Raw genomic sequence first — 21,726 nt, 5'->3', positions numbered from 1 at the left:
GAGCCGCCACGGACCACCCACCATGCCCACCTCGACGCCGCAGACGAATCTTTCTCACCCTGCGCTGCATCGGCCGCGGCTGCCGCTCGTCATGGTCGCCGCGCTCGGCGTGGTCTTCGGCGACATCGGGACCTCGCCGCTGTATGCCTTCAAGGAGACGCTGAACCCGGAACACGGCGTGCCGTTCACGCCCGACTCGGTCCTCGGGCTCCTGTCGCTGATCTTCTGGGGGCTGATGTTCGTCGTGACGCTGAAGTACGTTGTGTTCGTGCTGCGCGCCGACCACGACGGCGAAGGCGGCATCCTGGCGCTGCAGGCGCTGGCCGCGGGCGCGGTGTCGAAACCTCCGGCCGGACGCTGGCTCGTTCAGGGCGTCGGCTGGCTGGGCCTGGTGGGTGCCGCCACCTTCTATGGCGACAGCCTGATCACGCCCGCCATCTCGGTCCTGTCGGCGGTCGAGGGCCTCGAAGTCGAAGCGCCGGGGCTGCAGCCCTTCGTGATCCCGATCACGGTCTCGATCCTGATCGCCTTCTTCGCGGTCCAGCGCAAGGGCACCGGGGTGGTCGGCAACATCTTCGGGCCGGTGATGCTGCTGTGGTTCGTCCTGATCGGGCTGTCGGGCCTGTGGCAGGTGCTGCAGCAGCCGCAGGTGCTGGCGGCGCTCGACCCGCGGCATGCAATCGGCTTCCTGCTGCACCACCGGGCCCAGTCGCTGGCGGTGCTGGGCGCGGTGTTCCTGGCCTTTACCGGCGGCGAGGCGCTCTATGCCGACATGGGGCATTTCGGCGCCCGGCCGATCCGGCTGGCCTGGCTGTTCATCGCCTTGCCCGCGCTGGCCCTGAACTATTTCGGCCAGGGTGCGCTGGTGCTGGGCAATCCGGCCGCCATCGACAACCCGTTCTTCCGCCTCTTCCCGTCCTGGGGCGTGCTGCCGATGGTGGTGCTGGCCGCCATGGCCACCGTGATCGCCTCGCAGGCGGTGATTTCCGGCGCCTTCTCGATCACGGCGCAGGCCATGCGCATGGGCTACCTGCCGCGCATGCAGGTCGTCCAGACCAGCGGGCACTCCATCGGTCAGATCTACGTGCCGACCATCAACTGGCTGCTGATGGTGGGCGTGCTGCTGCTGGTGATCGGCTTTCGCAGTTCGAGCGCGCTGTCGGCCGCCTACGGGATCGCGGTGTCGATCACGATGGTGACAACCACGCTGCTGACCGGGGTGGTGGCCTGGCGCCTGTGGCGCTGGAACCGGCTGGCGGTGCTGGCCGGGGTGCTGCTTTTCGCCCTGGTCGACGTCACCTTCGTGACCGCCAACAGCCTGAAGATCCTGCAGGGCGGCTGGCTCACGCTGGCCGTGGCGGTGGGTGTGATGCTGCTGTTCACGACCTGGGGCAAGGGCCGCCGGCTCGGGCTGGCCGCGGCGGAGGCCGAGCGGCTGCCGCTCGAGCCCTTCGTCCGCTCGCTGGAGGCCCACATGCCCTACCGGGTCCGCGGCACGGCGGTGTTCCTCAACGCCGATGCCGATTCGGTCCCGCACGCGCTGCTGCACAACCTCAAGCACAACCAGGTGCTGCACGAACAGGCGATCGTGCTGCGGGTACTGCCCTGCAATACGCCGCGGGTCGACGCCCGCGAGCGGATCGAGGCCGCGTCGCTCGGCAGCGGCGTCTGGGTCGTCACCGCCCGCCACGGCTACATGGAACGCCCCGACGTGCCCGAGTTCATCCGCATCCTGGCCTACCAGAGGGGCCTGGCCTGCGACTCGATGACGACCTCGTACTTCGTCTCGCGGGCCTCCGTCGTCGATGCCCACCTGCCTGGCATGAACCCCTTGCGCCGGGCCCTGTTCCGCTGGCTGCAGCGCAACGCGGGCCGGGCTTCCGACTATTTCGAGCTGCCGGGGAACCGGTTGGTGGAGATGGGGCAGCGGGGATAGCGGAGACTTGCTGGAATCAAATACTTGTATTGCAACAGGCACTCTCCATGCCGATTTCCATTCGCTTGCCTGCGGACGTGGAAGCGCGTCTCACGAATCTGGCGCTGCTAACGGGGCGCAGCAAGACTTCCCACGTCACTGAAGCTGTCGTCGACCACCTGGAAAGCCTGGAAGACTTGTACTTGGCAGAGCGCGAACTCGAGGCGATCCGGTCTGGCCAATCGGCCGCGACCCCGCTGGCCGACGTGATGAAGCAATTTGGTCTGGGGGATTGAGCTTTCGACTCGGCCGGAGAGAACCAGGCCGATCTTGACGGCTTCGCGTGGTCAGGATCGGGAATTGGCGCGACGTACACCGACAGAGGGTCGGGGGCGCCTGAAGCACGGCGTGCTTCGGAGCGACGGCGCCCCCGATTCCGTTTGACACCGATTCGCGTTTACCCTAGATTACTAACCGGCGGGTCATTAATGACCCCATCCGCAATCTCAAGGGTGCTCCATGACCGCGTCGACCTCCAACCCATTTCCCGGCCGCGCCTGGCTGTTGCTGGCCGTGCTCGCGCTGGCCGGCTGCTCGCGCCCGCCGGCGGCCGAGGAACCCTTGCGTGCGGTCAAGGTGGTCCAGGTCGGGACCAGCGCCTACGACACCGAGCCCGAGTTCTCGGCCGAGGTGAAGGCCCGGGTCGAATCGCGGCTCGGCTTCCGGGTTGCCGGCAAGATCGCCCGGCGCCAGGCTGAACTGGGCCAGCACGTCCAGGCCGGCCAGGTGCTGGCCCAGCTCGACCCGCAGGACTTCCGGCTGGCCGCCGAAGGTGCGCGCGCCGCGCATGCCGCGGCCCTGACCAACCGCGACCTCTCGCTGGCCGACCTGAAGCGCTATCGCGAACTGCGCGAGCAGAACTTCATCAGCGGTGCCGATCTCGAGCGCCGGGAAAGCACCTACAAGGCCGCCCAGGCGCAGCTCGAGCAGGCGCAGGCGCAGCTGTCGGCGCAGGGCAACCAGACCAGCTACACCTCGCTGGTGGCCGACGTGCCCGGCATCGTGACGGCGATCGAGGCCGAGCCCGGCCAGGTGGTCGCGGCCGGCGCGCCGGTGGTGCGGATCGCCCAGGACGGCGCCCGCGACGTGGTCTTCGCGGTGCCCGAGGACCGCGCGGCGCTGGTCAAGCCGGGCTCGCCGGTGGCGGTCCGCGGCTGGTCCGGCGGCGGCGAACTCGAAGGCAAGGTGCGAGAGGTCGCGGCCAGCGCCGATGCCGTCACCCGAACCTATTCCGTCAAGGTGGCGATCGATGCCGCCACGGCGCCGGCGCTCGGCGCCACCGTCTACGCGCGCCCCAAGGCCCTGTCGCACAGCGGCACGCCGGTGCTCAAGCTGCCGACCAGCGCCCTGCGCCAGGAGGGCAGCGGCAGCGCCGTCTGGGTGCTCGATCCGGCCAGCCTGACGGTGCGCTCGCAGCCGGTGCAGGTGGCGACCGCCGACGGCAACGAGGCGGTCATCGCCTCCGGCCTGGCGCCCGGCATGCTGGTGGTGGCGGCCGGCGTGCACGTGCTGTCGCCGGGGCAGAAGGTGTCGATCTACCGCGACAAGTCCGCGGCGGCGCCGGTGGCGGTGCGCTGAGGGCACCGCGATGAGCGCGCAGCAGAACGCCGACACCGGCAAGGCCGGTTTCAACCTTTCGAAGTGGGCCCTCGAGCACGCGGCCCTCACCCGCTACCTGATGCTGGTGCTGATGCTGCTGGGCTTCGCGTCCTATTTCCAGCTCGGCCAGGACGAAGACCCGCCGTTCACCTTCCGGGCGATGGTGGTGCGCACCTACTGGCCCGGCGCCACCGCGCAGCAGGTCGCCGAGCAGGTCACCGACAAGCTCGAACGCACGCTGCAGGAGGCGCCCTACGCCGACAAGATCCGCAGCTATTCCAAGCCCGGCGAGTCGCAGATCATCTTCGAGATCAAAGATTCGTCGAAGGCCGGCGACGTCGCCAACGTCTGGTACACGGTGCGCAAGAAGATTTCCGACATGCGCCAGACGCTGCCCGCGGGCGTCCAGGGCCCGTTCTTCAACGACGATTTCGGCGATGTCTACGGCGTGATCTACGCGCTCGAGAGCGACGGCTTCAGCTATGCCGAGCTCAAGACCTTCGCCGACGACGTGCGCCAGCGGCTGCTGCGGGTCAAGGACGTGGCCAAGGTCGAGCAGTTCGGCGTCCAGGACGAGAAGATCTTCATCGAGGTCTCGCAGAAGCGCATCGCCCAGCTGGGCCTGGATTTCAATGCGGTGCTGGCCCAGATCGGGTCGCAGAACGCGGTCGAGAGCGCCGGCACGATCCAGGCGCCGCAGGACGTGGTGCAGGTCCGGGTGGCGGGCCAGTTCACCAGCGTCGACCAGCTGCGCGCGATGCCGATCCGCGGCAGCTCCGGCAACCACCTGCGGCTGGGCGACATCGCCGAGATCCACCGCGGCTACATCGACCCGCCGGCGATCAAGGTGCGCCACGAGGGCCGCGAGGTGATCGCGCTCGGCGTCTCGATGGCCAAGGGCGGCGACATCATCGCGCTCGGCAAGGCGCTGCGCGGCGCCACCGCGGAGATCGACAAGCGGCTGCCGCTGGGCGTCAAGCTGGTGCAGGTGCAGGACCAGCCGGTGTCGGTGTCGCGCTCGGTCAACGAATTCGTGCACGTGCTGATCGAGGCGGTGGCGATCGTGCTGGCGGTGAGCTTTGTCGCCCTCGGCCTGCACAAGGGCGGGCGCTTCGGCTGGTATATCGACATCCGGCCCGGGCTGGTGGTGGCGATCACGATCCCGCTGGTGCTGGCCGTCACCTTCCTGGCGATGAACTACTTCGGCATCGGGCTGCACAAGATATCGCTGGGCTCGCTGATCATCGCGCTCGGCCTCTTGGTCGACGACGCGATCATCGCGGTCGAGATGATGGTGCGCAAGATGGAGGAGGGCTACGACAAGGTCCGCGCCGCCACCTTCGCCTACGACGTCACGGCCAAGCCGATGCTGACCGGCACGCTGATCACCGCGGCCGGCTTCCTGCCGATCGGGCTGGCGAAATCGGTCACCGGCGAATACACCTTCGCGATCTTCGCGGTCACCGTGATCGCGCTGGTCCTGAGCTGGTTCGTCTCGGTGTATTTCGTGCCCTACCTGGGCACCTTGCTGCTCAAGGTCAAGCCGCACGACCCCGACGCGCCGCCGCACGAGCTGTTCGACACGCCGTTCTACAACGCCTTCCGCAAGTCGGTGAACTGGTGCGTCGAGCACCGCTGGCTCACCATCGGCGCCACCGTGCTCATGTTCGCGCTGGGCATCGTCGGCATGGGCAAGGTCCAGCAGCAGTTCTTCCCCGATTCCAGCCGGCCCGAGATCCTGGTCGAGCTCTGGTTCCCCGAGGGCACGTCGTTCGCCGCCAACGAGGAAGTGGTCAAGCGGGTCGAGCAGCGGATGAAGGAAGAGGAGGGCGTCGACACCGTCACCAGCTGGATCGGCTCGGGCGTGCCGCGCTTCTACCTGCCGCTCGACCAGGTGTTCCAGCAGACCAACGTGTCGCAGCTGCTGCTGTTGTCCAAGGACCTGCATTGGCGCGAGAAGCTGCGGCTCAAGCTGCCGGCGGTGCTGGCGCAGGAGTTTCCCGAGGCCCGCGGCCGCGTCAAGCTGCTGCCCAACGGCCCGCCGGTGCCCTATCCGGTGCAGTTCCGCGTCGTCGGCGCCGACCCGGCCCAGCTGCGGGTGCGGGCTGACGAGGTCAAGGCCGTGATGCGCGAGAACGCCCACATGCGCGGCGTCAACGACAACTGGAACGAATCGGTCAAGGTGATCCGCCTCGAGGTCGACCAGGACAAGGCGCGCGCGCTCGGCGTCACCAGCCAGGCGATCGCGCAGGCGTCGCGCACCATGTTCAGCGGCACCACGGTCGGCCAGTTCCGCGAGAACGACCTGCTGATCGACATCGTGCTGCGCCAGTCGCCGGACGAGCGCGAGGCGATCTCGGACATCGGCAACGCCTACCTGCCAACCAGCTCGGGCCGCTCGATCCCGCTGACCCAGATCGCCAAGCCGGTGTTCAGCTGGGAGCCGGGCGTGATGTGGCGCTGGAACCGCGACTACGCGATCACCGTCCAGGGCGACATCGTCGAAGGCATGCAGGGCGCGACCGTCACCAACGAATTGCTGCCCCAGCTGCGCGCGCTGGAGGCCAAATGGGCCGCCGACGGCCAGGGCGCCTACCGCATCGACGTCGCGGGCGCGGTCGAGGAGAGCAGCAAGGGCTCGGCCTCGATCGTCGCCGGCGTGCCGATCATGCTGTTCCTGGTGTTCACCCTGCTGATGCTGCAGCTGCACAGCTTCAGCCGCTCGCTGCTGGTGTTCATCACCGGGCCGCTCGGCATCGTCGGCGTGGCCGGCGCGCTGCTGGCCCTGAACCGGCCCTTCGGCTTCGTGGCGCTGCTGGGCGTGATCGCGCTGATGGGCATGATCCAGCGCAATGCGGTGATCCTGATCGACCAGATCGAGAGCGACCGCGCCGCCGGCGTGCCGGCCTGGGACGCGATCGTCGAATCGGCGGTGCGGCGGCTGCGGCCGATCGTGCTGACCGCCGCGGCGGCGGTGCTGGCCATGATCCCGCTGTCGCGCAGCGTGTTCTGGGGCCCGATGGCGGTCGCGATCATGGGCGGCCTGATCGTCGCCACCGTGCTGACGCTGCTGGCGCTGCCTGCGATGTACGCGGCCTGCTTCCGCGTCAAGCGCGAGACGCCGGTGGCGTCAGGAATCGCTCCGGTTAGCGTTTAAAATACGCGGTTGACCGATTTCAGGCGGGTGGCGCGCAAGCCCACCCGCCGCCATTTACCGGAAGCGCGGCACGTCTGAGCTGAGCCTTTCTCGGTATTCACCTGAAAAACTGGAATTGCGCGGGTGGCGAAATTGGTAGACGCACCAGGTTTAGGTCCTGACGTTCGCAAGAACGTGCCGGTTCGAGTCCGGCCCCGCGCACCAGCAAAAAAGACCCCTCAAAAGGAAGACTGAAATGACCGTGAACGTTGAAACCCTCGAGAAGCTCGAACGCAAGATCACGCTGACCTTGCCGGTCGGCACCATCCAGTCCGAGGTCGATTCGCGCCTCAAGAAGCTGGCCCGCACCGTCAAGATGGACGGTTTCCGTCCGGGCAAGGTGCCGATGAACGTCGTCGCCCAGCGTTACGGCTATTCGGTCCACTACGAAGTCATGAACGACAAGGTCGGCGAGGCCTTCTCGCAGGCCGCCAACGAAGCCAAGCTGCGCGTCGCCGGCCAGCCGCGCATCACCGAAAAAGAAGAGTCGCCCGAAGGCCAGCTCGCCTTCGACGCGGTGTTCGAAGTCTTCCCCGACGTCAAGATCAACGACCTGTCGGGCGCCGAAGTCGAGAAACTCGACGCCGAAGTGGGCGACGAAGCGATCGACAAGACCCTCGACATCCTGCGCAAGCAGCGCCGCACCTTCGCCCAGCGCGCGCAGGACGCCACGGTGGCCGATGGCGACCGCGTGACGGTCGACTTCGAAGGCAAGATCGACGGCGAGACCTTCCAGGGCGGCAAGGCCGAGGACTTCCAGTTCATCGTCGGCGAAGGCCAGATGCTGAAGGAATTCGAAGACGCGGTGCGCGGCCTCAAGTCTGGCGACAGCCGCACCTTCCCGCTCTCGTTCCCGGCCGACTACCACGGCAAGGACGTGGCCGGCAAGCAGGCCGACTTCATGGTCACCGTGAAGAAGATCGAAGCCTCGCACCTGCCCGAAGTCAACGAACAGCTGGCCAAGTCGCTCGGCATCGCCGACGCCACGGTCGAGGGCCTGCGCGCCGACATCAAGCGCAACCTCGAGCGCGAGGTCAAGTTCCGCCTGCTGGCGCGCAACAAGAACGCCGTCATGGACGCCCTGATCGCCAACGCCGAACTCGACCTGCCGAACTCCAGCGTGCAGGCCGAAGTCGACCGCATGGTCGAAGGCGCCCGCGCCGAGCTCAAGCAGCGCGGCATCAAGGACGCCGACAAGGCGCCGATCCCCGACGACGTGTTCCGCCCGCAAGCCGAACGCCGCGTGCGCCTGGGCCTGGTGGTGGCCGAACTGGTTCGCGCCAACAACCTCCAGGCCAAGCCCGAGCAGATCAAGGCCCACATCGACGAGCTGGCCGCCAGCTACGAGAAGCCGGCCGACGTGGTGCGCTGGTACTTCAGCGACAACCGCCGCCTGGCCGAAGTCGAAGCGGTGGTCATCGAGAACAACGTCACGGACTTCGTGCTCGGCAAGGCCAAGGTCAATGCCAAGTCGGTGTCCTTCGACGAACTGATGGCCCAGCAGGGTTGATCCTGCCCGCCGCCGCGCCCTGGGGCTTGTGCTTTTCGGCACGGGCCCCATGTCGTCTGGGTACCGAATAAAACCCCTCTGGAGAGCACACATGAGCGCACAGGACATTCAAGGCCTCGGCATGGTTCCGATGGTCATCGAGCAATCGGGCCGCGGCGAGCGTTCCTACGACATCTATTCGCGCCTGCTCAAGGAGCGCGTGATCTTCCTGGTCGGGGAAGTCAACGACCAGACCGCCAACCTGGTGGTGGCGCAGCTGCTGTTCCTCGAGAGCGAGAACCCTGACAAGGACATCTCGTTCTACATCAACTCCCCCGGCGGCAGCGTCAGCGCCGGCATGGCGATCTACGACACCATGCAGTTCATCAAGCCCGACGTCTCGACCCTGTGCATCGGCTTCGCGGCCAGCATGGGCGCCTTCCTGCTGGCGGCCGGCGAGAAGGGCAAGCGTTTTTCGCTGCCCAACTCCAAGATCATGATCCACCAGGTCCTCGGCGGCGCCCGCGGCCAGGCGACGGACATCGAGATCCATGCCCGCGACATCCTCAAGACCCGCGAGCAGATGAACCGCATCCTGGCCGACCGTACCGGCCAGTCGTTCGAGAAGATCGCCCGCGACACCGAGCGCGACTACTTCCTGACGGCCGACGAGTCCAAGGAATACGGCCTGATCGACCAGGTCATCGCCAAGCGCAGCTAAAAAAAGCCCCCGCGCTGAGGCGCGCGAGCAACAACGGCGTTTTCCATAGGGGAAAGCGCCGTTTTTCTTCAGGTCACCGACGGGCTTGTGGGCTTTCATCTTCGCTATCATTGTTAAACCCCTGTTACGAGGCATCTGCCCATGGCCGAGAAAAAAGGCTCCTCCAGCGAAAAAACGCTTTACTGCTCGTTCTGCGGGAAGAGTCAGCACGAGGTCAAGAAGCTGATCGCCGGTCCGTCGGTCTTCATCTGCGACGAGTGCATCGATCTGTGCAACGAGATCATCCGCGACGAACTGCCTGCGGGTGACGAGTCGCGCGAGGCGCGCAACGACTTGCCGACGCCGCTCGAGATCAAGGCCAACCTCGACAACTACGTGATCGGCCAGGAGCCCGCCAAGCGGATGCTCGCGGTGGCGGTCTACAACCACTACAAACGGCTGCGCCACAAGGAGAAATCCAAGGGCGACGACGTCGAGCTCAGCAAGAGCAACATCCTGCTGATCGGGCCGACCGGCTCGGGCAAGACGCTGCTGGCCCAGACCCTGGCGCGGATGCTCGACGTGCCCTTCGTGATGGCCGACGCCACCACGCTGACCGAGGCCGGCTATGTCGGCGAGGATGTCGAGAACATCATCCAGAAGCTGCTTCAGAGCTGCAACTACGAGGTCGAGCGGGCCCAGCGCGGCATCGTCTACATCGACGAGATCGACAAGATCTCGCGCAAGTCGGACAACCCCTCGATCACCCGCGACGTTTCGGGCGAGGGCGTGCAGCAGGCGCTGCTGAAGCTGATCGAAGGCACCATGGCCAGCGTGCCGCCGCAGGGCGGGCGCAAGCACCCGAACCAGGACTTCCTGCAGATCGACACGACCAACATCCTGTTCATCTGCGGCGGCGCCTTCGCCGGCCTCGAGAAAGTCATCGAGAACCGCACCGAGGCTTCGGGCATCGGCTTCGGCGCCTCGGTCAAGAGCAAGCAGCAGCGCAGCCTGACCGAGGTGTTCCGCGAGGTCGAGCCCGAGGACCTGATCAAGTTCGGCCTGATTCCGGAACTGGTCGGCCGGATGCCGGTCGTCGCGTCGCTGGCCGAGCTCAGCGAGGACGCGCTGGTGCAGATCCTGACCGAGCCCAAGAATGCGGTCGTCAAGCAGTTCACCAAGCTGCTGCAGATGGAGGGCGTCGACCTCGAGATCCGTCCGGCGGCGCTGAAGGCGATCGCCCGCAAGGCGCTGGCTCGCAAGACCGGTGCCCGCGGCCTGCGCTCGATCCTCGAGCAGTCGCTGATCGACACCATGTTCGAGCTGCCGAACGCGACCAATGTCGACAAGGTGGTGGTCGAAGAGTCGACGATCGACGAGAACAAGCCCCCGCTGCTCGTCTATCGCGAGGCGGCCAAGAAGGCCTGAATGCAGCTCCGGACGTCCGCTCTCGGCCAGGCGTCCGGCGTCTTCGACGAAGACCGTGCCCGCGCACTTGAAAAGTGCGCGCGGCCAACCATCTCTCCATGATCAAGTAAAGGATTCCCATGTCCGGTCATACCCCCCTGCCTGCCACCGAGCTCGACCTCCCGCTGCTGCCGCTGCGCGACGTGGTCGTGTTCCCCCACATGGTCATCCCGCTGTTCGTCGGCCGGCCCAAGAGCATCAAGGCGCTCGAGCTGGCGATGGAGGCCGAGCGCCGCATCATGCTGGTGGCGCAAAAGGCCGCCGCCAAGGACGAGCCCTCGGTCGAGGACATGTTCGAGGTCGGCTGCATCTCGACCATCCTCCAGATGCTCAAGCTGCCCGACGGCACGGTGAAAGTGCTGGTCGAGGGCCAGCAGCGCGCCCGCGTGAACCGCATCGACGACGGCGAGACCCATTTCTCGGCCAACGTGACCCCGGTCGAAGTGGCCGAGGCCGCGACCCAGAAGGGCACCGAGATCGAGGCGCTGCGCCGCGCGGTGATGCAGCAGTTCGACCAGTACGTGAAGCTCAACAAGAAGATCCCGCCCGAGATCCTGACCTCGATCTCGAGCATCGACGATCCGGGCCGGCTGGCCGACACCATCGCCGCCCACCTGCCGCTCAAGCTCGACAACAAGCAGGCGGTGCTCGACCTGGACGACATCAAGGCCCGGCTCGAGAACCTGTTCGGCCAGCTCGAGCGCGAAGTCGACATCCTCAACGTCGACAAGAAGATCCGTGGCCGCGTGAAGCGCCAGATGGAGAAGAACCAGCGCGACTTCTACCTCAACGAGCAGGTCAAGGCGATCCAGAAGGAGCTCGGCGAAGGCGAGGAGGGCGCGGACATCGAGGAGATCGAGAAGAAGATCAAGCTCGCCAAGATGCCCAAGGAAGCGCTCAAGAAGGCCGAGAGCGAACTCAAGAAGCTCAAGCTGATGTCGCCGATGTCGGCCGAGGCCACGGTGGTGCGCAACTACATCGACGTGCTGATCGGCCTGCCCTGGAGCAAGAAGACCAAGATCAAGCACGACCTCGCCAATGCCGAGGCGGTGCTCAACGAAGACCACTACGGGCTGGAGAAGGTCAAGGACCGCATCCTGGAATATCTCGCGGTGCAGCAGCGCGTCGACAAGGTGAAGGCGCCGATCCTTTGCCTGGTCGGCCCTCCGGGGGTCGGCAAGACCTCGCTCGGGCAGTCGATCGCCAAGGCGACCGGCCGCAAGTACACCCGCATGGCGCTGGGCGGCATGCGTGACGAGGCCGAGATCCGCGGCCATCGCCGCACCTACATCGGCGCGCTGCCGGGCAAGGTGCTTCAGAGCCTCAACAAGGTCGGCACGCGCAACCCGCTGTTCCTGCTCGACGAGATCGACAAGCTCGGCACCGACTTCCGCGGCGATCCGTCGAGCGCGCTGCTCGAAGTGCTCGACCCGGAGCAGAACCACACCTTCGGCGACCACTACGTCGAGGTCGACTTCGACCTCTCCGACGTGATGTTCGTCGCCACCTCGAACTCGATGAACATCCCGCCGGCGCTGCTGGACCGGATGGAAGTGATCCGCCTGGCGGGCTACACCGAGGACGAGAAGACCCACATCGCGCTGAAGTACCTGCTGCCCAAGCAGATGAAGAACAACGGCGTCAAGGAAGACGAGCTGCTGATCAACGAGGAAGCGGTGCGCGACATCGTGCGCTACTACACCCGCGAGGCTGGCGTGCGTTCGCTCGAGCGCGAGCTGTCGAAGATCTGCCGCAAGGTGGTCAAGGGCCTGCTGCTCAAGAAGATGGAGCCCAAGGTGCTGGTCACCGGCGCCAACCTCAACGACTTCCTGGGCGTGCGCAAGTACAGCTTCGGCCTGGCCGAGAAGCAGAACCAGGTGGGGCAGGTGGTCGGCCTGGCCTGGACCGAGGTCGGCGGCGACCTGCTGACGATCGAGGCGGTGACGATGCCCGGCAAGGGCGTGATCAGCCGCACCGGATCGCTGGGCGACGTGATGAAGGAATCGGTGGAAGCGGCGCGTACCGTGGTGCGCAGCCGTGCCCGCCGGCTCGGCATCAAGGACGAGGTGTTCGAGAAGCGCGACATCCACATCCACGTGCCTGATGGCGCGACGCCGAAGGACGGCCCGAGTGCGGGTGCAGCGATGACCACCGCCTTCGTGTCGGCGCTGACCGGCATTCCGGTGCGCGGCGACGTCGCGATGACCGGCGAGATCACCTTGCGCGGCGAGGTCACTGCGATCGGCGGCCTGAAGGAAAAGCTGCTGGCCGCCCTGCGCGGCGGCATCAAGACCGTGCTGATCCCCGAGGAGAACGCCAAGGACCTGCAGGACATTCCCGAGAACGTGAAGAACGGCCTCGAGATCGTGCCCGTCAAGTGGATCGACAAGGTGCTCGAGATCGCGCTCGAGAAGATGCCGACGCCGCTGTCCGACGAAGAGGTCGCAGCGTCCGCGGCGGCGGTGGCCGAGCTCGCCAAGCAGCGCGCGGCGGCGCCGGCCGAAGGATCGGTGAAGCACTGAGCTTCGGGAGTTGTGGAGCCCCGAAAAAATGCTATATAATTCAAGGCTCGAAACGCGGGAATAGCTCAGTTGGTAGAGCGCAACCTTGCCAAGGTTGAGGTCGAGAGTTCGAGACTCTTTTCCCGCTCCAATTCAAGTTTCATGGTGCATGCACTGCGCGCCATGAGTCAACAAAAAAAGAGGCTTCGGCCTCTTTTTTCATTTGTGTGCCGCCAGCCCGAGGCGGCCACGGCTCTGTCTCCCCACCGCCACGGCACGAAGCGTCTCCAACGGATGCTTCTTCGCGAAATCGAGACTGTTCCTATGGATAGTGCGAGGTGTTTTACGTAGCTTCGCCTCTTCACAGGAGTATCCGGCGATGAAGCTCGCGCACACCATCGGTCTCATCGAGAATCTGCCGCTTTTTCAAGGCCTGGATGCCCCGCTGGTCGAGAAGATCGCGAAGGCGGCGCGCGTGATGCGCGTCTTGAAGCGAGACATCGTCTATCGCAAGGGCGACGTTTGCGATGGGTTCTATCTGGTGTCCTATGGTCGCATCCGGTTGTCCCTGTTTTCGAGCCAAGGCCTCGAGAAGCCGATCCAGATTGCCGGCATGGGAAACAGCTTTGGCGACGCCACCATGCTGCAGGAATTGGCGCACTACACCACCGGCATCGCGGTGGAGGACTCAGGCCTCGTCTTTGTCCCCAAAGATGTCGTGACCGAGCTTTTGCAATCCGATGGCCGACTGGCCATGCGCATGCTGGCCAATCTGGCCTACCGCCTGCATCTGATGGTGGATGACATTGACGACTTCCTTTTGCAGCCGCCTGCCGCGAGATTGGCGACCTATCTGTTGCGTCTCATCCCGCCGCGCAGCATCGAGACCCGGAACGTGCAATTGTTCTTGCACAAACACCTGATGGCCGCACAGCTGAACTTGAAGCCCGAAACACTGTCTCGGTACTTTCGGCAGTTCTGCAGCCAGGGATTGATCGAACTCGATGGCAGCAGGATCACGATCTTCAGCGTGGATCGGCTCTGCCAATATGGTTCGAGCGAAAACATGAAGGGCGCCGCTGGCAAGCGCAAGCACAAACTGCTGTGAGGCGGCTCGTGCTTGGGTGTAGCGGTCGACCCGTTCGGCCCGTCAAGCCCGGATGGCCGCTGCCTGGAAGAACGTGCGCTCGCGCAGCCAGATGACCGTGCTGCACGCAACGATCACGACTTGCGTCCCGATCAATAGCGCGAACCCGACGAAGAATCCGGCCTTGGCGTCGCCGCCTTCGGACGCCAGGGCGATGGCCCATCCCATCAAGAGCGGCATCAGGCCCGAAACCAGGCCTGCGCAGCCCAGGGCCACGCCGCAGGAGCTTGCGGTGTACTCGGGCTTGGAAAAGTACTGGATCAGCGCCAGGACGCCGGGGTAGCTCAGGCCCCAGAAGAAATTGGCCGCGGTAAGAAAGCCGACCGCCACGAGTCTGTCCTCGGCGTTGATGGCGAGATAGATCGAGAGCGCCACCAGCAGCGCCGATGCGCTGAACAGCAATGGCACGTTGCGCCGCTCGATGCGATCCAGCAACACGCCGCTCAGCAGGATCGAGACGACCGATGCCCACTGCGGCAAGGATGCCAGCGGTCCCATCTCGCTGAACGAGAACCCGCGCGCCTCCTTGAGGTAGGAGGGCAGCCAGCTGCCGCTCCCCCACAGATAGGCCAGCGTCATGGTGGCGATCGCGGCCATCAACAGGATGTTGCGGGTCTGGAGCGCGCCATGGATCATGGTGGGCACCTTCGCGCAGGCCTGGGTGAAAGTGGGCTTGGCCGGCGCCCCATCCGGCGCGACCGGCATGCGGATGAATGCCAATACCAGGGGAACGCCGATGAGGATGTTGACCAGGCCGAGCACCACGAACGAGGCTTGCCAGTGGATGCCGACCACCAGCGCGCTGATCAATGGATAGCCGAGTGCCAGGCCAATGCCGGTGCCTGTGTTCAGGATGGCGTTCGGTTTTCCGTTTTCCTGGGCGTCGTAGTACGACTTGATGTATGACGATGCCAAGGCGAACAAGGGTCCTTCACTGAGCCCCAGGAAGACCCGCGACAGCAGGAGGGCGCCGTAGCTGTCGAAAAATGGCGTTGCCAGAGTGACGGATCCCCAGAGCAGGAGGCCGTAGATCAGGCTGCGTCGCACGCCGAACAAGGCCTCGCAGAACGGCGTGAGGAAGAATGCTGCCGAACCATAGCCGATCATGAAAGCGGTCGCCAGGAGACCCTGGGCTGCGCGATCGGAGGCCACGATCCCCATGTGCGAAAGAAAGTCCCTGTCGGCGATGAGAATGGAAATATTGATTCTGTCGATGTAAGCGATGATGACGATCGCAAATAGGGTGAATACGCCGTGCCACCTCGACTTGTTCGATTTCATTCTTGCCTCCCTTCTGCCTGTTGGTAAAAAATCGGCAGCTCAAAAAAGATCGAGCTGCCGAAAAAATACCGAGTGTTCTGGTTGTCTATCGCATCGCGTCAAACTGTCATCCAGGCGTGCTCTTCAACGGTCTGAAAAACGCCCGGCGGAGCCATCGGGATCTTGTTGTCGATGGAATCCCGGATCGCCGCGGTCTTCATTTTTTCGACTTCCGCCAGGCTTTCGAAGCTCTCCACCATGACGATCTGGCCCACCGGGCCGCCAAAGCGGACGTAGACTTCTGCATTCAGGGAGTAGAGCTTGTTGACTGCTTCCTTGCGGGCTTTGGCGAATTTCAGGGCTTCCGTTTGCTGGCCGGGATGGGGGATTCCGATGCGGGTGAAAAGAACAGGCATATTGACTCCTTGATGTAGGCCGCCGGATGAATGGTTGTGACAGATCGCTGCTCCGGGTTTTTCAACGACCCGGATGTCATGCTAACCATTCATTTGATCTTTACGGGCTGCTGAATTTTCCCGACCAGAAATTCTTGATTTAAATCAAGGAATAATTTTTCCAATTGAATTAAAGGGTATTCCCGACTTCATCGGCGTGATCGAGTCGTTGAATCTGGCGGGTGCTCGCCTCCCCCGACCCCGACACTCCGCCGGTGCCTCGTACATCACCTCGTGCGCGACCTGATGGCGGCGACGAGCCATGGCTCTTCCGGCGGCCGGAGCCGTTTCGCCAAGATGTGTCCCCGAGGCGGGTCTGGCGTGTTGTAGAATCGTAGGCTTTCCGGGAGAAAAAGCCCTGCGGCAGGTTCGCAGGCTGGACTCACGAAAAGCTGGCCCCTCGCGGCTTCGGCGCGTTCGACGCGTTCAGAGCGGCAAGACTGGAAAAAAGCGTGGCGCGATAGCAAAGCGGTTATGCAACGGATTGCAAATCCGTCTAGCCCGGTTCGACTCCGGGTCGCGCCTCCACCGACATCGGTACCCAAAGTGCAGCCCCGCCAACCCACGTTGCCGGGGCTGTGTTCGTTTGCGGTATCGTCGTCGTTCGACCGGAAGCCCGGATGGTGAAATTGGTAGACACATCGGACTTAAAATCCGCCGCTTCCTGAATAAGGGGCATACCGGTTCGACCCCGGTTCCGGGCACCACCACACTACAAGGGAGCAAGACATGCCTCGCTACAACGCTCCGTTCGAAATCCATGTGCACGGCGACGTGCCGCTGCGTTCCGACGTGAGCTTCGAGCAGATCCAGGAAGCGCTCGCGCCGCTCTGGAAGTACGCCGGCGCCAAGTCGCTGGCCGATGGCGCCACCAGCGTCTACGAAGAAGAACCGGGCATCCGCTTCGAGCAGAAGGAGCACATGCTCCAGATCTGCTGGACCGTGGCCGGCGACGAAGACTTCCGCCAGGCGCTCGACGAGATGTGCATGGCGCTCAACGAGCTGTCCGAGCAGGGCGCCGCGCTCGAGGTCACCTTCTACGACACCGACTTCGACGAGGAAGAGGGCGATCCCGACGAAGAGTCGCGCGACGACTTCCTGATGCTGTTCGTCGGCCCGAACCCGGCCGCGATCATGCAGGTGCAGCGCGACCTGCTGGTCGAAGACGTGGTGAACCTCATGGAGCGCCACTTCGACGGTGCCGAACTCGGCGGCGTGGTGGCCGAGATCGACAAGCTCTTCGGCGAGCGCTTCGACGCGCTGGTCAATTCGCTCGAGATCGGCAAGCGCCCGCGCGGCGGCACCGGGGGCGCCGGCAGCGGCGGCCACGGCGGCGGCCGCCGTCCGCGGCACCTGCACTAGCCCACTAGCGCCTCGGGTCACGGGCCGGCCACGCCGGTCCGCTATGCTCTGCGACCATCGTTTCGCGGAGTCTCGCTTGGCCCTGTTTCCCCAGTCCGCCCTCCAGCCCGGCGTGCGCAAGCGCGAGGTGTTCGGATGGGCGATGTACGACTTCGCCAATTCGGGCTACACCACGGTGGTCATCACCGCCGTGTTCGCCGCCTATTTCGTCGGCGGCATCGCCAAGGGCGCGCCCTGGGGGGCCTTCGCCTGGACCGTGGCGCTCAGCATCTCCTATGCGATCGTGATGCTGACGATGCCGGCGATCGGCGCCTGGGCCGACCTGCGCGCGGCCAAGAAGCGGGTGCTGGTCATCGTGACCGTCGCCTGCGTGGCCGGCACCGCGGCGCTGGCGCTGACGCCGCGCCTGGCCGGGCCCTTCGCGGTGGCGCTGGCGATGGCGCTGGTGATCGTCTCCAACACCTTCTATTCCTACGGCGAGTCGCTCACCGGCGCCTTCCTGCCGGAACTGGCCACGGCCGACGGCATGGGCAAGGTGAGCGGCTGGGGTTGGGGCTTCGGCTACCTCGGCGGCATGCTGGCCCTCGGCCTGTGCCTGGCCTACGTGCTCTGGTCCCAGGCCCGGGGCCTGCCGGCCTCGCATTTCGTGCCGGTCACGATGTTGATCACGGCCGCGCTGTATGGCGCGGCCGCCTGCGTCACCTTCGCGCTGCTGCCCGAGCGGGCCCTGCCGCAGCAGCGCGGCGCCGAGCAGGGCGCCTGGCAGCAGCTGCGCGACACCTTCCGCGAGGCCCGCGCCTACCGCGACTTCATGTGGCTGCTGGCCTGCACCGTCTGCTACCAGGGCGGCGTCGCGGTGGCGATCACGCTGGCGGCGATCTACGCCGAGCAGGTGATCGGCTTCGTGCCCAGCGAGACGATGGTGCTGATCTTCGTGCTCAACATCGCAGCCGCGCTCGGCGCCTTCGGCTTCGGCTACCTGCAGGACCGGATCGGCCATCGGCGTTCGCTCGCGGGCACGCTGGTGGCCTGGATCGCGGTGTGCCTGATCGCGGCCTCCGTCAGCACCAAGGGCGGCTTCTGGTGGGCCGCCACGATCGCCGGGCTGGCGATGGGGTCCAGCCAGTCGGCCGGGCGCGCCATGACCGGCATCCTGGCGCCGCCGCGGCAGCTGGCCGAGTTCTTCGGTCTCTGGACCTTCGCCACCCGGCTGGCGAGCATCGTCGGCCCGTTGAGCTACGGCGCGATCACCTGGGCCACCGGCGGCAACCAGCGGATCGCGATCCTCTCGACCACGGTGCTGTTCGTCGCCGGCCTGCTGCTGCTGCTGCCGATCGACATGCGGCGCGGACGAGAGGCGGCGCTGCGCGCCTGAGCCTCAGTCGGCCGCGGCGCCCTTCGACAGCCGGTAGCGCGTGCCGTCGTAGCGCAGCAGGCGCGACTTGAAGGTCTGCCGCTGCTCCTGGGTCACGCATTCGTCGCCGAGCGGGCTCGAGCGGCTTTCGGAGCGCGCCTGGCGCAACACCAGGTCGGCGTAGCCGCCGGTGCCGCTGCGGGCCACGGAGAGGCTGCCGCGCACGGTCTCGAAGCTGCCGGTGCAGTTGGTGTCCCACTCGCCTTGTTCCAGCGTGAGTTCGAGTCCGTCGAGCACCTTGGCGAGCTTCGGGCCCTGGGGCACGTAGAGCGCCAGGCTCTCGTTCGAATAGGGATTGGCCCGCGAGGAGCCCTGGCGCAGGATGCGCAGGCCGAAGGCGCGAACATCGGGCGCCAACGCGTAGCGGGCGCCGTCGACCCGGATCTCGCTGATGCGCACGGCGTCCTCGGTCAGCACGTCTTCGTCGAACAGCCGGCTCACGATCTTCGCGCGCTCGGTGTTGCCGTTGTCGGCTTGCTGCACCACCAGCACGTCGAGATCGAACTGCGTCGTGCCCGGCTCGGTCGACGGGCGCGGGAGCGGCAGCACGACGATGAAACGGCCCGGCAAGCCGCGCCAGGGCTCGCACACGGCGCGCTCGTGGTCGAGCGCGCGCTTGGGGTGCAGCTTGGCGTGCATGCGCTCGGCCAGCCCTGTGTCGCAGGCGGCGTGGGCGGCGATGCCGGAGCCGGCCAGCAGCCAGGCGGCGAACAGGATGCGGGGCAGGCGGTGCATCAGGCGGTCGCCGTGAGCCAGCGGGCGGCGGCGGCGTCCAGCGACCCGGCGGCGCCGCTGCCAAGCAGCCGGAGTTCGCCGCGGCCCTCGGTGCGCAGGGTGCCGGCCTGCTGGAGCAGCCGCCGGGTCTGCTTCGCCACGGGGGCGCCGGTGTCGATGAAGCGCACCGCATCGCCCGTGTGGCGGCGCAGTTCGTCGGCGATGAAGGGGTAGTGGGTGCAGCCCAGCACCAGGGTGTCGAGTTCGCCGGCGCCGTTGCCGAAGCGCCCGGCGGCCGACAGGTACTGCGCGCAGAGCGCCGAGATGCGGGCGTCATCGGAGCGCTCGATCGCGCCGGCCAGTCCGTCGCAGGCCACGATGCTGAAGGTCGCCTGTCCGGCCAGCGAGTCATGCAGGGCCCGGAACTTGCCGCTTTCGACGGTGACCCGGGTCGCCAGCACCGCGATGCGCCCGGTGCGGCTCAGTGCCACGGCAGGCTTCAATGCCGGTTCGACGCCGACCATCGGCAGGGCCGGGTGCCCGGCCCGCAGGCGGTGGATGGCGGCCGCGGTCGCGGTGTTGCAGGCGACCACCAGGGCCTTGATCCGATACGCGTCGATGAGCTGGCGGGCGACCGTGTCGCTGCGTTCTGCGACGAAGGAGTCGCCGCGCTCGCCGTAGGGGGCATGCCCGGTGTCGGCGAAGTAGACGAAGCGCTCGTGCGGCAACGCCTCGCGCAGCGCGTTGAGGACGCTCAGGCCCCCGACACCGCTGTCGAACACGCCGATCGGATCATCGGCGCGCGAGGAACCGTCGACGTGCGCCAGGCTCAAGCCGCTTCCAGCGTGATGGTCTTGAACTCGCCGCTGGCGATGCGCTTCTGCCATTCGGCCGGGCCCGTGATGTGGGCGCTGGTGCCGCCGGCGTCGACCGCCACCGTCACCGGCATGTCGACGACGTCGAACTCGTAGATGGCTTCCATGCCGAGGTCGGCGAAGCCGACCACACGGGCGGTCTTGATCGCCTTGCTCACGAGGTAGGCGGCGCCGCCCACCGCCATCAGGTAGGCGCTCTGGTGCTTCTTGATGGCCTCGATCGCGACCGGGCCGCGCTCGGCCTTGCCGATCATCGCGATCAGGCCCGTCTGGGCCAGCATCATCTCGGTGAAGCCGTCCATGCGCGTGGCGGTGGTCGGGCCGGCCGGGCCCACGGCTTCGTTGCCGACCGGGTCGACCGGGCCGACGTAGTAGATCACGCGGTTGGTGAAGTCCACCGGCAGCTTCTCGCCCTTGGCGAGCATGTCCGAGATGCGCTTGTGGGCGGCGTCGCGGCCGGTCAGCATCTTGCCGTTGAGCAGCAGGGTCTCGCCGGGCTTCCAGCTCGCGACCTCGGCCGGCGTGAGCTTGTCGAGGTCGACCCGCTTGCTCTTGTTGTAGTCGGGCGCCCAGTCGATCTTCGGCCAGAGGTCGAGCGAGGGTGCCTCGAGGTAGACCGGGCCCGAGCCGTCGAGCACGAAGTGCGCGTGGCGGGTGGCGGCGCAATTCGGGATCATCGCCACCGGCTTGCTGGCGGCATGCGTCGGGTACATCTGGATCTTGACGTCGAGCACGGTCGCGAGGCCGCCCAGGCCCTGGGCGCCGATGCCCAGCGCGTTGACCTTCTCGTACAGCTCGATGCGCAGCGCCTCGACCTTGGTCAGCTCGGCGCCGGAGGCCTTCTTGGCCTGCAGCTCGTGCATGTCGAGGTCGTCCATCAGGCTTTGCTTGGCCATTAGCGCGGCCTTTTCGGCGGTGCCGCCGATGCCGATGCCCAGCATGCCGGGCGGGCACCAGCCGGCGCCCATCGTGGGCACGGTCTTGAGCACCCAGTCGACGATGCTGTCGCCGGGGTTGAGCATCGCGAGCTTGCTCTTGTTTTCGCTGCCGCCGCCCTTGGCCGCGACCGTGACCTCGACCGTGTTGCCGGGCACGATCTCGGTGAAGATCACGGCCGGCGTGTTGTCCTTGGTGTTCTTGCGGTCGAACTGCGGGTCGGCCACGACCGAGGCGCGCAGCGTGTTGTCCGGGTGGTTGTAGCCGCGGCGCACGCCTTCGTTGATGGCGTCGTCGAGGCTGCCCGTGAAACCGCCCCAGCGCACGTCCATGCCCACCTTGAGGAAGACGTTCACGATGCCGGTGTCCTGGCAGATCGGCCGGTGGCCGGTCGCGCTCATCTTGCTGTTGGTCAGGATCTGCGCCATCGCATCCTTGGCCGCCGGGCTCTGCTCGCGCTCGTAGGCGCGGGCCAGGTGGGCGATGTAGTCGGCCGGGTGGTAGTAGCTGATGTATTGCAGCGCGGCGGAAACCGACTCGATCAGGTCGGCTTGCTGAATGGTGGTCATGGTGGGGGAGATTCTTTGAGTGGGGGACGCCCCCCGATTATCTCAGCCCGAAAAAACCCGCGCCGAT

The 21,726-nt window shown here is 66.1% G+C and carries 16 protein-coding genes and 4 tRNA genes; 15 read left to right on the top strand and 5 right to left on the bottom strand.

Going from position 1 to position 21,726, the window contains the following annotated elements:
* Positions 1-22 precede the first annotated feature (22 nt).
* The 11 genes from AC1DF3_RS10990 to AC1DF3_RS10940 all read left to right on the top strand — a co-directional run bounded on the left by AC1DF3_RS10990 (position 23) and on the right by AC1DF3_RS10940 (position 14,035).
* Positions 23-1,936, top strand: coding sequence for a potassium transporter Kup (locus tag AC1DF3_RS10990; RefSeq protein ID WP_478139642.1), 1,914 nt, complete (start codon positions 23-25; stop codon positions 1,934-1,936).
* A gap of 47 nt (positions 1,937-1,983) precedes the next feature.
* Entirely contained in the window at positions 1,984-2,211 is a 228-nt protein-coding gene (gene relB, locus AC1DF3_RS10985; RefSeq protein ID WP_286531622.1) for a type II toxin-antitoxin system RelB family antitoxin, read from the top strand.
* Positions 2,212-2,434: 223 nt separating this feature from the next.
* Positions 2,435-3,553 carry an efflux RND transporter periplasmic adaptor subunit gene (locus AC1DF3_RS10980; RefSeq protein ID WP_286522475.1) on the top strand — a complete coding sequence of 373 codons (1,119 nt, stop codon included), beginning with the start codon at positions 2,435-2,437 and terminating at the stop codon, positions 3,551-3,553.
* A gap of 10 nt (positions 3,554-3,563) precedes the next feature.
* Positions 3,564-6,731 carry an efflux RND transporter permease subunit gene (locus tag AC1DF3_RS10975; protein ID WP_286531624.1) on the top strand — a complete coding sequence of 1,056 codons (3,168 nt, stop codon included), beginning with the start codon at positions 3,564-3,566 and terminating at the stop codon, positions 6,729-6,731.
* 117 nt (positions 6,732-6,848) lie between these two features.
* Positions 6,849-6,935, top strand: a tRNA-Leu gene (locus AC1DF3_RS10970).
* 31 nt (positions 6,936-6,966) lie between these two features.
* Positions 6,967-8,280 carry a trigger factor gene (tig, locus tag AC1DF3_RS10965; protein ID WP_286531625.1) on the top strand — a complete coding sequence of 438 codons (1,314 nt, stop codon included), beginning with the start codon at positions 6,967-6,969 and terminating at the stop codon, positions 8,278-8,280.
* 91 nt (positions 8,281-8,371) lie between these two features.
* Positions 8,372-8,980, top strand: a complete 609-nt coding sequence (gene clpP, locus AC1DF3_RS10960; RefSeq protein WP_286504210.1) for an ATP-dependent Clp endopeptidase proteolytic subunit ClpP — start codon at positions 8,372-8,374, stop codon at positions 8,978-8,980.
* Positions 8,981-9,121: 141 nt separating this feature from the next.
* Positions 9,122-10,387, top strand: coding sequence for an ATP-dependent Clp protease ATP-binding subunit ClpX (gene clpX / locus AC1DF3_RS10955; protein ID WP_286531626.1), 1,266 nt, complete (start codon positions 9,122-9,124; stop codon positions 10,385-10,387).
* Between the two features lie 119 nt (positions 10,388-10,506).
* Entirely contained in the window at positions 10,507-12,948 is a 2,442-nt protein-coding gene (lon, locus tag AC1DF3_RS10950; protein WP_286504212.1) for an endopeptidase La, read from the top strand.
* A gap of 54 nt (positions 12,949-13,002) precedes the next feature.
* Positions 13,003-13,078, top strand: a tRNA-Gly gene (locus AC1DF3_RS10945).
* 228 nt (positions 13,079-13,306) lie between these two features.
* Entirely contained in the window at positions 13,307-14,035 is a 729-nt protein-coding gene (locus AC1DF3_RS10940; protein ID WP_478139641.1) for a Crp/Fnr family transcriptional regulator, read from the top strand.
* A gap of 42 nt (positions 14,036-14,077) precedes the next feature.
* On the opposite strand, the gene AC1DF3_RS10935 is transcribed toward AC1DF3_RS10940, so the two are convergent.
* Both AC1DF3_RS10935 and AC1DF3_RS10930 read right to left on the bottom strand, forming a co-directional pair.
* Positions 14,078-15,355, bottom strand: a complete 1,278-nt coding sequence (locus AC1DF3_RS10935; protein WP_478139640.1) for an MFS transporter — start codon at positions 15,353-15,355, stop codon at positions 14,078-14,080.
* 98 nt (positions 15,356-15,453) lie between these two features.
* Positions 15,454-15,750, bottom strand: a complete 297-nt coding sequence (locus AC1DF3_RS10930; RefSeq protein ID WP_286531628.1) for a hypothetical protein — start codon at positions 15,748-15,750, stop codon at positions 15,454-15,456.
* A 493-nt stretch (positions 15,751-16,243) separates the two neighbouring features.
* Between AC1DF3_RS10930 and AC1DF3_RS10925 the strand changes: the two genes are divergently transcribed.
* From AC1DF3_RS10925 to AC1DF3_RS10910, 4 genes are all read left to right on the top strand, one after another.
* Positions 16,244-16,317 (top strand) — tRNA-Cys (locus AC1DF3_RS10925).
* A gap of 86 nt (positions 16,318-16,403) precedes the next feature.
* A tRNA-Leu gene (locus tag AC1DF3_RS10920) sits at positions 16,404-16,496 on the top strand.
* A gap of 22 nt (positions 16,497-16,518) precedes the next feature.
* Complete coding sequence (locus tag AC1DF3_RS10915) at positions 16,519-17,151, top strand: DUF6806 family protein (RefSeq protein WP_286504213.1); 633 nt, start codon at positions 16,519-16,521, stop codon at positions 17,149-17,151.
* Positions 17,152-17,227: 76 nt separating this feature from the next.
* A complete protein-coding gene (locus AC1DF3_RS10910) occupies positions 17,228-18,526 on the top strand; it encodes an MFS transporter (RefSeq protein WP_478139639.1) in 1,299 nt (432 codons plus the stop codon).
* A gap of 3 nt (positions 18,527-18,529) precedes the next feature.
* Here AC1DF3_RS10910 and AC1DF3_RS10905 read toward each other — a convergent pair whose 3' ends face one another.
* The 3 genes from AC1DF3_RS10905 to AC1DF3_RS10895 are packed head-to-tail and all read right to left on the bottom strand — an operon-like array spanning position 18,530 to position 21,659.
* Positions 18,530-19,300 carry a PA3715 family protein gene (locus AC1DF3_RS10905; protein WP_478139638.1) on the bottom strand — a complete coding sequence of 257 codons (771 nt, stop codon included), beginning with the start codon at positions 19,298-19,300 and terminating at the stop codon, positions 18,530-18,532.
* Positions 19,300-20,112 (bottom strand): glutamate racemase, encoded by an 813-nt coding sequence (gene murI / locus AC1DF3_RS10900; protein WP_478139637.1) that lies wholly within the window; start codon positions 20,110-20,112, stop codon positions 19,300-19,302. The genes AC1DF3_RS10905 and murI overlap by 1 nt, the downstream gene beginning before the upstream one ends.
* Positions 20,109-21,659, bottom strand: coding sequence for a fumarate hydratase (locus tag AC1DF3_RS10895; RefSeq protein ID WP_286522458.1), 1,551 nt, complete (start codon positions 21,657-21,659; stop codon positions 20,109-20,111). The genes murI and AC1DF3_RS10895 overlap by 4 nt, the downstream gene beginning before the upstream one ends.
* Positions 21,660-21,726 lie beyond the last annotated feature (67 nt).

It is taken from the genome of Variovorax sp. 10N432 (genome assembly GCF_056394465.1).
Note: the sequence above shows the minus strand (reverse complement) of the source record. Positions and strands in the feature narration are given on the sequence as shown.